Below are 12,315 nucleotides of genomic sequence, written 5' to 3'. Positions count from 1 at the left end.
ACTGTGCACTTCCAACAGCTCACCTACTTCGTGGCCGTCGCCGAGGCCCGGCACTTCACCCGGGCCGCCGAGGCGGTGCATGTCTCGCAGCCCTCGCTCTCCCAGCAGATCCGGGCGCTGGAGGCGGAGTTGGGCGCGGATCTGTTCAGCCGGGCCCGGGGCAACATCGCCCTGACCGACGCGGGCGAGGCGCTGCTGCCGCTGGCCCGGCGGATCCTCGCGGACGCGGAGACGGCGCGGCAGGAGGTCCAGGAGCTGGTATCGCTGCGCAGCGGCCGGGTGCGGCTGGGGGCGACGCCGAGCCTGTGCACCGGGCTGCTGCCGGATGTGCTGCGCGCCTTCCACGACCGGCATCCGGGGGTGCGGCTGCTGCTGGAGGAGGGCGGCTCGCACGACCTCGTGCGTCAGCTGGCGCGCGGGGCTCTGGACCTGGCGCTGGTGGTGCTGCCGCTGCCTGCCGCCTCCCCCGCGCTGACCACGGTGGAGCTGCTGCACGAGGACCTGGTGGTGGTGTCCTCGGCGGCGGAGCCGGCGCCGGGACGCGGTGGCCGGGTCCGGATCGCGGATCTGGAGGGGGCGCCGCTGGTGATGTTCCGGCACGGGTACAACCTGCGGGAGCTGACGCTCGCCGCGTGCCGCGCGGAGGGCTTCGAGCCCTCGTTCACCATCGAGGGCGGCGAGATGGACGCGGTGCTCGGTTTCGTACGGGCGGGGCTCGGCATCGCCGTGGTGCCGAGCATGGCCGCCCGGCGTGCGGGCCCCGACCTGCGCAGGACCCCGCTGGCCGGAGCCGGGCTGCGGCGCACGATCGCGCTGGCGCACCGCAGCGATGTGGCTCCGCCCCGGGCCGCGCGCGAACTCCAGCGGATGCTGCTGGAGCACGGCCCCGCCCCGGACTGACCGGGCGACGGGCCGGGTACGCGGCCTGTCGTGCGGAAAGCCCGCCGGGCGGACGGTCGGACGCGGCCTGCCCGGGCGGCCTGTCCCCGCCCGGCGACGGCGACGGTCAGACCGCGTCCGCCAGCAGCAGCGAGTGGATCCGGTCCGGGGCCCCGGGGCGGGCGTAGTACCAGCCCTGGGCGGTGTCGCAGCCGAGCCGGCGCAGCTGCTCGGCCTGGGCGCCCGTCTCCACGCCCTCCACCGTGACGGCCAGTTCCAGGCTGTGGGCCAGCGACACGATACCCTCGACGATCTTCAGGTCGACCGGGTCCGCCGGGTGCTGCTGCATGCCCCGGGTGAAGGAGCGGTCCAGCTTGAGCACGCTCACCGGCAGCCGGCGCAGGTTCGCCAGATTCGAGTAGCCGGTGCCGAAGTCGTCGAGCGCGATGTCGACGCCCATCTCCGCGAGCTGCCGCAGCGGCTTGAGGAGATCGTCGTCGGCGCCGATCAGCGCGGACTCGGTCACCTCCAGGCAGAGCGCTCCCGGCTCCAGACCGGACCGCTCCAGCACGTCGACCGTCTCGGCGACCAGGCGCGGGTGGTGCAGCTGGGTCGGCGAGAGGTTGACGTTGATCCGCAGCGGCCCTCCGTCGCTGTGCCGCTCCTGCCAGAAGTTCGCCTGCCGTACGGACTCCTCCAGCACCCAGCGCCCGAGCGGCACGATGAGCCCGGTGTGCTCGGCGAGCGGGATGAACCGGTCGGGGCCGAGCACGCCGTGCTGGGGATGGCACCACCGTACGAGCGCCTCGGCGCCGTGCACGGTGCCGTCGCCCAGGTGCACCAGCGGCTGGTACTCGATGAAGAACTCGCCCCGGTCCAGGGCGGCCGGGAGCGCGGTGGTCAGCCCGTGCCGGGTGATGGCGCGCGCGTCGGCCTCCGCGTCGGCGAGCTGGAAACGGTTGCCGCCCGCCGCCTTGGCCCGGTACATCGTGATGTCGGCGCTGCGCAGCACCTCGGCGGCGCTGCGCTCCCCGGAGGGCCCCTCGACGACGCCGATCGAGCCGCGGACGGTCAGTTCACGGCCGTCGAGGCGGATGGGGGTGGCGAGCGCGTTCAGGATGCGGCCGGCCAGTTCGTCCACCTGGTCGGCGGTGTCCGGGCCGGTGGTGAGGGCGACGAACTCGTCGCCGCCGAGCCGGGCGACCATCTCGCCGGGCGCGGGCGCGCAGCTCTGCAGCCGGTCCGCGATCTCGACCAGGAGCCGGTCGCCGGCCGCGTGGCCGAGGCTGTCGTTGATGGCCTTGAAGCCGTCGAGGTCCAGGTAGCAGAGGCCGAAGCGGATGCCTTCCTGAGCGGCGAGGGCCTTCTCCAGGCGTTCGAAGAACAGGGTCCGGTTGGGCAGTCCGGTGAGCGCGTCATGGGTGGCCTCGTAGCGCAGCCGCAGATTCAGCAGCCGCCGCTCGGTGGTGTCCTCCATCAGCGCGAGCTGGTACTCGGGGCGTCCTTCGGAGTCGCGCAGCAGCGAGACGGTGAGGTTGGTCCACAGGACGGTGCCGTCGTTGCGGTAGTACGCCTTCTCGACCCGGTAGTGGTCGCGTTCGCCGCGTACCAGCTCGTCGTAGTACTTCCACACCTGCGGCGAGTCCTCGGGGTGGACCCACTCGTTCACCTTGTGGCTGCGGACGTGGTGCTCAAGACCGCCGAACATCTTGGTGAGGGTGTCGTTGATCTCCAGGATGTTGCCGTCCAGGTCGGCGATGCCGATGCCGATGGCCGCGTCCTTGAAGACCGCGCGGAAGCGTGCCTCGGTGGCGTGCAGGGCCTCTTCGGCGTGCGAGCGGGCGGTCAGGGCCGAGCGGGCGATGGCCTCCTGCTCGGCGAGCGTGCGCTCGCGCAGGGCCGACGAGAAGCCGGCGGCCAGCGTGTGCTGGATCCGGGCGCAGCGGGCCCGGCCGTCCTCGGTGGAGAGCGGTCCCGGTCCGTTGCCGCCGCAGTACAGCACGAGGTAGGAGTCGACGACGCCGAGGGTGGAGCTGAGGGCGTCCGGGTCGGTGCAGTGCGCGTCGATCAGGGCCGCGCCGATCCGCTGGGCGGGCGAGGCGTCGAAGGGGCGGGCGTGCAGGATGCCGTTCAGCTCCCGCGCCAGGGGCAGCAGATGCTCCTCGAACTCCGGCCGGGTGAGGGAGGTGGCGGTCAGGGGGAAGATGGCCCGGCTCCAGATCCTGGCGAATCTCCGGAGCCGGCCTTCCGGACCGTCTGGTTCCGCGTCCGGCTCCCCGGACGCCTGGGCGGGAATGCTCACGCCTTGCGCCCAACCCCTGCGAAGCCCGAGAAGGCGTACGGGTCTTCCTGCTCCGGCGCCTGCGGGGTGTCGGGCCGCCATGCGGGCATCGACACGAGCCCCGGCTCGACCATCTCGTAGCCCTCGAAGAACTGACCGATCTCCTCGTGCGAGCGCATGATCAGCGGGTTGCGGATGTTCTTGTAGACGCCGACCGTGCCGGCCGCCTCCTCCTTGGGCAGCGGGATGCCCTCGTACGAGGCGTGGGTCAGGACGATCAGGCTGCCGGGGGCCAGTGCATCGCGCAGTTCGGCGACCGCGCCGCGCGGGTCGTCGGCGTCCTCGATGAAGTGGAGCACCGCGACCAGCAGCAGGGCCACCGGGCGGTCCAGGTCGAGCAGTCCGGTGATCTGCGGGTTCGCCAGGATCTCCTTGGGGTTGCGCAGGTCGGCGGCGGCGATGACGGCGCGGTCGTTGCCCTCCAGCACGGCCTGGCTGTGGGCGACGGCGACCGGGTCGTGGTCGACGTAGGCCACCTTGGCCCCGGGGTCGGCGGCCTGGGCGACCTCATGGACGTTGCCGAAGGTCGGGATGCCGGAGCCGATGTCCAGGAACTGGTCGATGCCCGATTCGACGGCGTAGCGGACGGCTCGGCGCATAAAGGCGCGATTGGCCTGCATGATCTTGGGAAGGCCCGGAAGGAACTCCATGGCCTTGCGCGCGGCTTCCCGGTCCACCTCGAAATTGTGCGATCCGCCCAGATAGAAGTCGTACATGCGAGACACGCTCGGCACCGAAATGTCAATGCCCTGCGGTGCCCAGGCGGGACGCTCCATCGATGTCTCCAACAAGTCGCCACGGCGATCCGGCCATGTTCATGGTCAGTGTTGACCAGAGGCTACTGATCGACCGCCAAGAGAGCGAGTGGAAACGGAAATTAGCGATCCGTTATTGGTCACACTCCGGTGGCAACAACGGCCGATCCGTCGCTGCGCGTATGCGGACAGCGACGGACCGGCACTCCGGTCACCGTTTCCCGGTGGTTCGGGGCCACTTGGGGCTCCTGGGCGATGGTTCGCCGGGGCCCGTGATTACTTGGGAGCGCCGACGAGTTTGGAATCGGGAGAAACGGCATACCAGGTGCCGCCGACTCCCTGTCCGTTGGTGTCGCCGGGCTTGGCGTCGCCCGCGAAGGTGTAGATGGGCCAGCAGTCGATGGTCTGCTGCTTGATGCCGTCGGGGCGGTCGAAGGTGACGAATCCCTTCGTCGTCACACCGTCCACCGCATTTTTGGCCATGGGGGCCACTACCGGCCACTTCTTGAGGCAGTCGCCCGTGCACGCGGTCTTCATCGGCCAGGCGGAGTCCTTGGTGAAGCGGTAAACCGTCATCCCTCGGCCGTCCACCACGATGTCGCCGAGTTCCGGGTCCTTGCGGACCGAAAGGCCGGCGGGGTCGGCCGGTTCGGCCGCACCCTCGCTGTCGGCGTTCTTCGCCGCCTTCTTGCCGTCGGGGGCGGCGGCGAACCAGGTGCCGCCGACGCCCTGCCCGTTGACCTGGCCCGGGGCGGTGTCCTTCGCGTACCGGTACATCGGCCAGCCGTCGACGGTGAGTTGGCTGGTGCCGTCGGCGCGGGTGACCTCCCCGAGCAGATCGGCGTCGGTGCCGGCCGCGGCGGTGGCGTTGCCCGCGGCGACCACCGGCCAGACCGCGGCGCATTCGCCCTCGCAGGTCGACTTCGGCGGGTTGGCGGTGTCCTTGTCGAAGCGGTAGAGCGTGAAGCCCTCGCTGTCGGTCAGGACCTTCCCGAGCTTCTTGCTGTCCTGGACGGCGAGTTGACCGGCTTCCTTCGGTTCCGCCGCCTCCTTGTCGGCCCCGGAGCCGTAGCCCCCGCCGGCCGATCCGTAGCCGCTGTCGGCGGGCTGCTGGGCCGGGGCCGCGTTGCCGACCGCCTGGCCGTTGGGCGATGCGTCTCCCTGCTCCTGACCGCACGCCGTCGTGAGCGTCAACAGAGCCGCGGCGGTGACCGCGAGCGAGGCGTTGCGCCAGGTGTTCATGTCGACTCCCGTGGTGCTTCGTCGTATCGCTTCCGATGACGGCGCGGGACCGCGCCGTTCATGGCCCTAGGTACGGGGCGCCGACAGGGTCGCGTTCAACGGAAGGCCGAGAAGAATTTCGACGGCCGAAGATCGCGGGGCAAACACGAATGGCCGATTATCCCCACGATCAGGCGAATCACCCGGCGGAACCGCGTGTACCGCGGCGGTGTGGATCATGCTCCCGGTCGTGTACGGATCACGCATCGCGCGGCTCACGACGGCCGCCGCATTCCTCTGGCTGACAGCCGTACCGCTGCCCGCGACCGCCGACAACTGCGCGGTGGCCTCGATCGGGCAGGGCGACGGCAGTTCCTCGGTCGCCGTGGCGGGCGACGGGGGCTGCGTCGCGGTCTCCGAGCCGGAGCCACCACCGCCACCTCCGCCGCCGAAGCCACCACCCCCGCCTCCTCCGCCTCCTCCGCCGCCTGCTCCCCCGCCACCGCCACCTCCGCCACCGCCTCCGCCGCCCCCACCGGTGGTCGCGGAACCGCCCCCTCCGCCGCCTCCACCACCACCGCCGCCACCACCTCCAGCGCCCGCACCGCCGCCGAAACCCTCGCCCTCGCCGAAGCCCCCGGCGCGGACCGAGCCTCCGAAACCCCGGGCCGTCGCCCTGCCGACGTACCGCAAACCGACCCGCAAACAGCCGAGGAGCGGGCCGTCACTGGTGTCCCTGACGCTGCTCATCACCGCCCCGGCGGTGTTCGCCGTCGCCGTGCTGCGGCCGCGGTCAACCCGCTGACCAGGAGAGATGCATGTCCGAATGGCTCGTACTGAGCATTGCCATGGCGTCCGCCTGCGCGGTCGTCCTCACCATCGCCGTCCTGAACAACCGGCGCGTCGGGGATGACGACGACCCGTCCGAGACGCCCGACGTCATCGAGTACATGACGATGATGATCGGCGTGGTCTACGCGATCGTCCTGGGGCTCGCCATCGCCGGGGTCTGGGAGGGCCGCAGCGCCGCCCAGGAGTCCGTACGCATCGAGGCGCAGGCGCTGCACGAGGTGCAGGCCCGGGCCTCCGTCTACCCTGCCGAGGTCCGCGACCGCATCCGGGCGGACGTCGACGCCTATGTCAGCCATGTCGTCAACGACGAGTGGAAGGTGATGTCCGACCGGAACACGCTCACCGAGCGCGGCACACAGTTGCTGGACAGGGTGCGGGCGGACGTCACCGACTACGAACCGAAGACCGACCACGAGGGGCAGGCCTACCAGCCGCTGGTCGACCAGGTGGCGGCGGCCGACGACGCACGCAGCTCACGGGGGCAGAACGCCGGGGCGACGATGCCCGGGGTGGTCTGGTTCGGGCTGATCATCGGGGCGCTGGTGACCGTGGGGCTGATCTTCACCCTCCAGATCCGCAGAACGTTCCGCGAGCTGCTCCTGGCGGGCCTGTTCAGCGCGCTGATCGCCTTCCTGCTCTTCCTGATCTGGGACTTCGACGCGCCCTTCGGCCGGGGCATCTCGGCCACCGCCGAACCGTTCCTCGACATGTTCCCGGGGGCCGCCCGCTGAGCGCCCGCTCCCCCGGCCGGCGAGGCGGCCAGTGAGCCGGCCGGGGGACACCGCTGACCCATTCGCCGGACCCCGATCGCGGGCCGGGGGGACCGCTCCTAGCGTGTCGGGCATCGAGGTGCATTTTTCCTGCTATGTGGAAATTGGTTCCGCAGCTGCCCCTCGGGGAACCCGGAGGATCCACCATGCGCGCGATACGTGTCGCACCGCTCGCCCTGCTCGGCGCCAGTGCTCTGACGCTGCTGGCCCCGTCCGCCGCCTTCGCCGCGCCGGACGGGGCCTCCAGCACGTTCAATCCGACGATCAGCCCGTCGGTCATCGCACCGGGCGGCCGGGTGACCCTCGGCGCCGGCGGCTGCACGGGCGAGACGACCGTCAGCTCGGGCATCTTCGACACCGTCACCATCCCCAGCGGCAGCACGACGGCCACGGCCACCGTCGACACGGACGCCCGCCGCGGCGCCGTCTACGCGGTGACGTTCGCCTGCGGCTCCACGGGCACCTCCCGGAACGTCAACCTCACCATCACCGGCGGCGCCACGAGCACGCCCACCCCCACCCCGACCCCCACCACGGTCCCGACCGCCAGCTCGACGGCCCTCGTGCCGGGCGGCGTCCGCGGTGGCCTCGGCGGAAGCTCCGGCACCACCGGCACTGTGGAGGTCGCCGCCGGAGCGGCCCTGGTGGTCGCGGCGGCCTCGGGCGCCCTCTACTTCGCGCGCCGCCGCTCCGCCGACCGCCGCCACTGACCGCGAGCGTGCGGCGCACGACAGTCGCCCCGGGTCCTGATCCAGGACTCGGGGCGACGGGCGTATCGGGCCGGGCGGGAGGTTCGACGCCTTAGAACGCCGCATGGCTCGTCCGCCGGCGCCGGACGAGGAAGACCGCGCCGCCGACGGCCGCAGCGGCCACCAGACCGCCGCCGACCTGCATCTCCACGGAGCTCGGGCCCATCGTGCCGCCGAGCCCGCCCTGCGCGCCGTTGCCGGCGAGCACGGTGAACTGGTGCGTCGCGATCCGGTTGTTGTCGTTGCACTTCACGGACAGGTGGTACTGACCCGGCGTGGTGTTGTTCCGGACCCGGGCGTGGGCGTAGTTGGTGCCGTCACCCGCGGAGAGGGTGGTCGTCGGGAACGCGTTCGACCAGACCTTGCCGCCGTGGCCGCAGCCCTGCGCGGTGATCTTCACCGTGCCGCCCTGGTGGACGGACTGAGGGTTGACGGCGACATTGACCGGACCATTGGTGGCTACGGCCATGGGGGCCGCGAGCCCGACGGCCGCGAAAGCGGTCGCGGTGACCGCGAGAGCGCGTGAAGCACGCATCGTGTGAACCTCCAGCGGGAAACGCCCCCGGGGGCTTGTCCCCCGGGCTGGATCGACGAGAACGCCTCCCATGACGAACACTCACCAGCCGACCGTCGACTCGCACTTCGGCACTGCTCCACCCCGGTGACGCGACACGCCGTACGAAAACCCTTGAACCTGACGGAGCCGCAGGTCACAGACCGTCAGAACTTTTATCTGCTCATTACTCCGATGGGCAGGCATCCGGTGGGCCCCCGGCCCCGCCGCCACCCGTTCGCCCTTCTCTGATCGCCGCCCGGACCCGGCGCCCTTAGCGTTCACAGCGTCGCGACGAAGGGAGAACCATGGGCCGGGACTACGCTGGCGCCGAGCGGACCAGACGTGTGCCATGGGGTGCGATCGCCCTGGTGCTGCTCAGCGGCCTCGCCCTCATGCGCAACGGCACGGAGTTCGGGGAGGCGGGCCCGCCGCAGCCCGCCGCGGCCGCCTCGCTGGACCTGGGCAAGGACACCGCGGGACCGCCGGTGGAGGGCGAACCGGTGCAGCCGCTGCCGTACGCCCCGGCCTCGCGCGTGAAGATCGGCTCCATCGACGTGGACGCCCCGATCATCGACGTCAATCTGGACGCCAACGGGTGGATCGACGCCCCGCCCGCCGAGGACCCCAATCTCGCCGGCTGGTACCAGAACGGCATCGCCCCCGGTCAGAAGGGCACCGCCGTGGTCGTCGGCCATGTCGACAACATGTCCGGGCCCGCGGTCTTCTACGGCCTCGGCTCGCTCCAGAAGGGGCACCGCGTCGAGGTCTCCCGCTACGACGGCCGGGTCGGGATCTTCGAGGTGTACGGGGTGGAGGTCTTCTCCAAGAACGACTTCCCCGGCGCCCGGGTCTACGGCGACACCGGCCACGCGGAGCTGCGGGTCATCACCTGCGGCGGCGGCTACTCCAAGGCCGGTGGCTACGACGGCAACGTGGTGGTCTTCGCCCGGCTGGTCGACACCCGCTGACCCGACGCGTCCCGCACGGCTGTGCCCCCGGCGGTCCGCCGGGGGCACAGCCGTGCGCGCGCACGCGCGCCCGGGCTCAGACGCGGTGCGGCACGGTGATGCGGTAGCCGGAGTCCAGCAGCCGGGGAAGATAGCGGCGCAGGGCCGCGACGCTCTGCGAACGGTCACCGCCCGCGTCGTGCGAGAGGACGACGACGCCGGGCGCCGCCCCGTCCAGCACCCGGCGCACGATCGTGCCGGTCCCCGGCGTCTTCCAGTCGAGCGTGTCCACGGTCCACGCCATCGGCTCCATGCCCAACTCGGCCCCGATCTCGAAGGAGTTGCGGTTCCACGCACCGTACGGGGCGCGGTACCACAGCGGCGCCGCCCCGAGCGCCCGGTCCACCACCTCGCTGGTCCGTCCCAGCTCGTCGCGGATCGCGGGGCGCGAGAGCTTCGGGATCAGCGGGTGGGACCAGGAGTGGTTGCCCACCACATGGCCGTCGTCGGCCATCTCGCGCAGCAGGTCCGGGCTGCCTTCGGCCATCTCGCCGCAGACGAAGAACATCGCACGGACCGAGTGTTCGCGCAGGGTCGCCAGGATGCCCGGGGTGTAGCGCGGGTCGGGGCCGTCGTCGAAGCTGAGGACCATCGAGTGCCCGAGCTCGGGAAGGTGCTCGAAGGGCCGGGTGCGCACGGGCGGCCGGGCCGGTCTGAACCGGGGCGGGGTGTGCGCGGTCATCGGGTCGAGCCGGTACGGGGAGGGCCGGCCCCGGACGTGTCCGGGTGGCCCCGCGGCCGCGGCGGGCGGGGTGCCCGCGGTGCGCGCGGGGCGGCTGGGCGTCGACGCCGGATCGGCGGCGATCAGGTGCACGGCGGTGGCGGCCCCGAGGCCGAGGGCGACCCTCAGCAGAGTGCGGCGCTCGGGTCCGGTGTGATCACTTCTCATGGCCAACTGCTCGCACGGCCGGACGTCCCCTCCGGCCGCCGACACGGAGACCGACACGGACGCCGACCGTTTTGTACCCGATCGACGCAGTATGTTCATCTCCATCGGAGACGGTCGCCGTCCCGTAGCGGCGCCTTCCGGACGAGCCGATAGCCTCGGAGCCGTGACAGAGCAGCAGCCTCATCAGTTCGAACGCGGCACTGACGGCCCCAAGGTGATCGTCGCGGGGCTCGACGGCTCCGATTCCTCGATGCGCGCGGCGGCCTACGCCGCCGGACTCGCCCGCCGCCAGAACGCCATGCTGGCCCTGGTGTACGTCCAGCCGGTCCTGACGGCGGGCGCCGCGCTGGGCGTGCCGGTGGGCGACACCACGGGCGAGGTCGCGGAGGATCTGGCCGCCGAGATCCGCGCGGCGACCGAGCGCTTCAGTGACGCGTGGGACATGCGCTGGGAGTTCCACACCTTCCGGGGCGACCCCTACAACGGCCTGGTGACGGCGGCCGACGAGCTGAAGGCGGACGCGGTGGTGGTCGGGGCCTCGGAGTCGGCCGGGCACCGCTTCATCGGTTCGGTGGCCGTACGCCTGGTGAAGGCGGGGCGCTGGCCGGTCACCGTGGTGCCGTAGGGGCGTGTGCGGCTACTCGCCCATGAGGAGCCCGTCCTTGTCCGCTCCCCGGCCGAGCACCACGGTACGGATGCGGTCGCGGATCTCGCGGAGGTGCTCGGCCCCTTCGCCGGAGGAGTCGAGGGAGGCGTTGAGGTTGACGGCGCGTCCGGTGGCGGTGTCGTACCACTGCGGCACGAACTCCGCCTTCTTCACGGTCCAGCGCTCTCCGGGTTTCGCGGGCGGCGCGAAGGTGAAGCGGCCCATCGAGCTCTGGTTGCCGCGCGGGTCCTGGACCCCCTCGTAGTTGATCATCGCTCCGGCGATCTGGTCGCCCATGCCGTAGACGACCCAGGTGGTTGATACACGGGTAAGCGTACGCGACCAGCAGGAAGGGCCCCTACCAGCGTCCCGGTAAGGGCCCCTACGTGGGCGACATTGAGGAGGAGAGCCCCGGCCGTTCGCGACCGGCCATGGGGCCACGGTCCCAATAGTGATCCCCACGCACTGCGATCGTACGGTCACTCTCTCCGCCGTTGATAGATCGTCTTCAGCCAACCAGGAGAGGCCCCATGCCGGTCACTCGGCGTACGTGCCGAAGCCGAGAGGATCGACTAGCGGGCCCGGGGTGAGGCGGACAACCGCAACGCCCGGGTCGTTGTAGAGCGCCCCTCTCCCCCGCTTCAGCACGGCCGCCGACTCGCGCGCCACGAACACCCCCATCTGAGGCAGTACGCCCGCCAGCAGCGCCCGCCTCTCCTCCTCGTCCTCGACATCCCGCACGTGGAGCTGTACGGCCATCTCCAGGGCCTTTCGGGCGTCCTCCGGCGTCTCGGCACCGCCTTCCCCTTCGGAGGGCTCACCGGGCGTCAGGGAGAACCACCATGTGAACCTGATCCCGATGCCGGTTCTCATCGTCGGTGCCGCTTGATCTTGGCGCGATGCAGCGGGCTCATGTCCTGGCCGCGCACCGTCGCCGTCCTGTCCTCACCATCGAGCACGAACCGGGTGACGCTGACGAAGGACCCCAACAGGTTCCCCTCCGCCTCCTCCAGGGCGTGCACGATCAACATGTCCAGCGTGTCCATCGGGTCGTCCAGCCGGAAGCGCCCGCACCTTCCGGACGACGTGACCTCGTGGTCTCCGTCGACCGCCCCCACCTTCAGCTCCAGCTCAAACGCGATCTTGTCGTTACCGTCGGTCATTCGTCGTACCCCATCGTGTCTAGCTTCTCGTCCAGCATCAGCGCCGCCGATAGCCGCAGCACGTCGCGCGCCTTTTGGCCGCCGTCCACGTCCCAGCCCGCCGAACGAGCCTGGCCCACCAGCCACTCAGTGAACGGCGTGTCGTTGACCCTGAAGTCGCGTTCCATGCCGACAGGGTAGGTCCGCCTCGCTTCACTCCACGGCCGTTACGCGAACGACGGTGAAGAGCTGGGGCCGTCCGGTCCTCTCGTCGCGGGCATACGTGGTCCGTGATGACGTGACCATCACGTCGTACTCGTGCAACGTGATGATCTTGCCCTGATCCGGGATGGGCAGGATTCCCTCAACGTCCAGGCACATCAACTCGGCATCGCCGTCCGGCGTCGTGTACACCATTTGGTGCAACGGGGCGGCCCTCGCCTCTGGCTTGGTCCGCAGCGCGTCTTCCGTTCTGCCGATTGCCTCGTAGAGCGCTTCCGGGAACATG

Annotated in this window: 14 protein-coding genes and 1 pseudogene; 5 read left to right on the top strand and 10 right to left on the bottom strand. The window is 71.1% G+C overall.

Translation table 11 applies throughout. The features are described 5' to 3' along the window. The first annotated feature begins 3 nt into the window (after nucleotides 1–3). A complete protein-coding gene (locus G3I54_RS02995) occupies nucleotides 4–900 on the top strand; it encodes a LysR substrate-binding domain-containing protein (RefSeq protein ID WP_164610767.1) in 897 nt (298 codons plus the stop codon). 106 nt (nucleotides 901–1,006) lie between these two features. Here G3I54_RS02995 and G3I54_RS02990 read toward each other — a convergent pair whose 3' ends face one another. The 3 genes from G3I54_RS02990 to G3I54_RS02980 all read right to left on the bottom strand — a co-directional run bounded on the left by G3I54_RS02990 (nucleotide 1,007) and on the right by G3I54_RS02980 (nucleotide 5,217). Then, nucleotides 1,007–3,181, bottom strand: coding sequence for an EAL domain-containing protein (locus tag G3I54_RS02990; protein WP_164610765.1), 2,175 nt, complete (start codon nucleotides 3,179–3,181; stop codon nucleotides 1,007–1,009). Further along, nucleotides 3,178–3,996, bottom strand: coding sequence for an SAM-dependent methyltransferase (locus G3I54_RS02985; protein ID WP_164610763.1), 819 nt, complete (start codon nucleotides 3,994–3,996; stop codon nucleotides 3,178–3,180). Before G3I54_RS02985 ends, G3I54_RS02990 begins: the two co-directional genes overlap by 4 nt. A 255-nt stretch (nucleotides 3,997–4,251) precedes the next feature. Continuing rightward, on the bottom strand, nucleotides 4,252–5,217 hold the full coding sequence (locus tag G3I54_RS02980) for an SCO0930 family lipoprotein (protein WP_164610761.1): 966 nt from the start codon (nucleotides 5,215–5,217) through the stop codon (nucleotides 4,252–4,254). Nucleotides 5,218–6,014: 797 nt separating this feature from the next. On the opposite strand from G3I54_RS02980, the gene G3I54_RS02970 reads away from it, so the two are divergent. After that, nucleotides 6,015–6,779, top strand: coding sequence for a DUF4239 domain-containing protein (locus G3I54_RS02970; protein ID WP_164610759.1), 765 nt, complete (start codon nucleotides 6,015–6,017; stop codon nucleotides 6,777–6,779). Nucleotides 6,780–6,964: 185 nt separating this feature from the next. Next, nucleotides 6,965–7,528: a hypothetical protein gene (locus G3I54_RS02965; RefSeq protein WP_164610758.1), complete on the top strand. Its 564-nt coding sequence runs from the start codon at nucleotides 6,965–6,967 to the stop codon at nucleotides 7,526–7,528. Nucleotides 7,529–7,619: 91 nt separating this feature from the next. Here the strand turns inward: G3I54_RS02965 and G3I54_RS02960 are convergent, their stop codons facing one another. Beyond that, complete coding sequence (locus G3I54_RS02960) at nucleotides 7,620–8,102, bottom strand: hypothetical protein (protein ID WP_164610756.1); 483 nt, start codon at nucleotides 8,100–8,102, stop codon at nucleotides 7,620–7,622. A gap of 326 nt (nucleotides 8,103–8,428) precedes the next feature. Between G3I54_RS02960 and G3I54_RS02955 the strand changes: the two genes are divergently transcribed. Next, entirely contained in the window at nucleotides 8,429–9,091 is a 663-nt protein-coding gene (locus G3I54_RS02955) for a class F sortase (RefSeq protein ID WP_103509142.1), read from the top strand. Between the two features lie 76 nt (nucleotides 9,092–9,167). On the opposite strand, the gene G3I54_RS02950 is transcribed toward G3I54_RS02955, so the two are convergent. After that, nucleotides 9,168–10,019 (bottom strand): polysaccharide deacetylase family protein, encoded by an 852-nt coding sequence (locus tag G3I54_RS02950; protein WP_164610754.1) that lies wholly within the window; start codon nucleotides 10,017–10,019, stop codon nucleotides 9,168–9,170. Nucleotides 10,020–10,182: 163 nt separating this feature from the next. On the opposite strand from G3I54_RS02950, the gene G3I54_RS02945 reads away from it, so the two are divergent. Beyond that, the gene (locus G3I54_RS02945; protein WP_103509140.1) at nucleotides 10,183–10,644 is read left to right on the top strand and encodes a universal stress protein; all 462 of its coding nucleotides are present in this window, start codon (nucleotides 10,183–10,185) and stop codon (nucleotides 10,642–10,644) included. A 12-nt stretch (nucleotides 10,645–10,656) separates the two neighbouring features. Here G3I54_RS02945 and G3I54_RS02940 read toward each other — a convergent pair. From G3I54_RS02940 to G3I54_RS02920, 5 genes and pseudogenes are all read right to left on the bottom strand, one after another. Further along, a pseudogene (locus tag G3I54_RS02940) lies at nucleotides 10,657–10,992 on the bottom strand (CapA family protein); the annotation flags it as partial. A 210-nt stretch (nucleotides 10,993–11,202) separates the two neighbouring features. Then, a complete protein-coding gene (locus G3I54_RS02935) occupies nucleotides 11,203–11,538 on the bottom strand; it encodes a hypothetical protein (RefSeq protein WP_164610752.1) in 336 nt (111 codons plus the stop codon). Beyond that, nucleotides 11,535–11,828 carry a hypothetical protein gene (locus tag G3I54_RS02930; protein WP_164610750.1) on the bottom strand — a complete coding sequence of 98 codons (294 nt, stop codon included), beginning with the start codon at nucleotides 11,826–11,828 and terminating at the stop codon, nucleotides 11,535–11,537. Before G3I54_RS02930 ends, G3I54_RS02935 begins: the two co-directional genes overlap by 4 nt. Continuing rightward, nucleotides 11,825–11,995, bottom strand: a complete 171-nt coding sequence (locus G3I54_RS02925) for a hypothetical protein (protein ID WP_164610748.1) — start codon at nucleotides 11,993–11,995, stop codon at nucleotides 11,825–11,827. The genes G3I54_RS02930 and G3I54_RS02925 overlap by 4 nt, the downstream gene beginning before the upstream one ends. Nucleotides 11,996–12,020: 25 nt before the next feature. Continuing rightward, a complete protein-coding gene (locus tag G3I54_RS02920; RefSeq protein WP_164610746.1) occupies nucleotides 12,021–12,314 on the bottom strand; it encodes a hypothetical protein in 294 nt (97 codons plus the stop codon). Nucleotide 12,315 lies beyond the last annotated feature (1 nt).

Source organism: Streptomyces sp. SID14515, assembly GCF_010548505.1.
GTDB lineage: Bacteria > Actinomycetota > Actinomycetes > Streptomycetales > Streptomycetaceae > Streptomyces > Streptomyces caviscabies.
The sequence above is the reverse complement of the archived record's forward strand: the minus strand, read 5'-3'. Positions and strand labels throughout refer to the sequence as shown.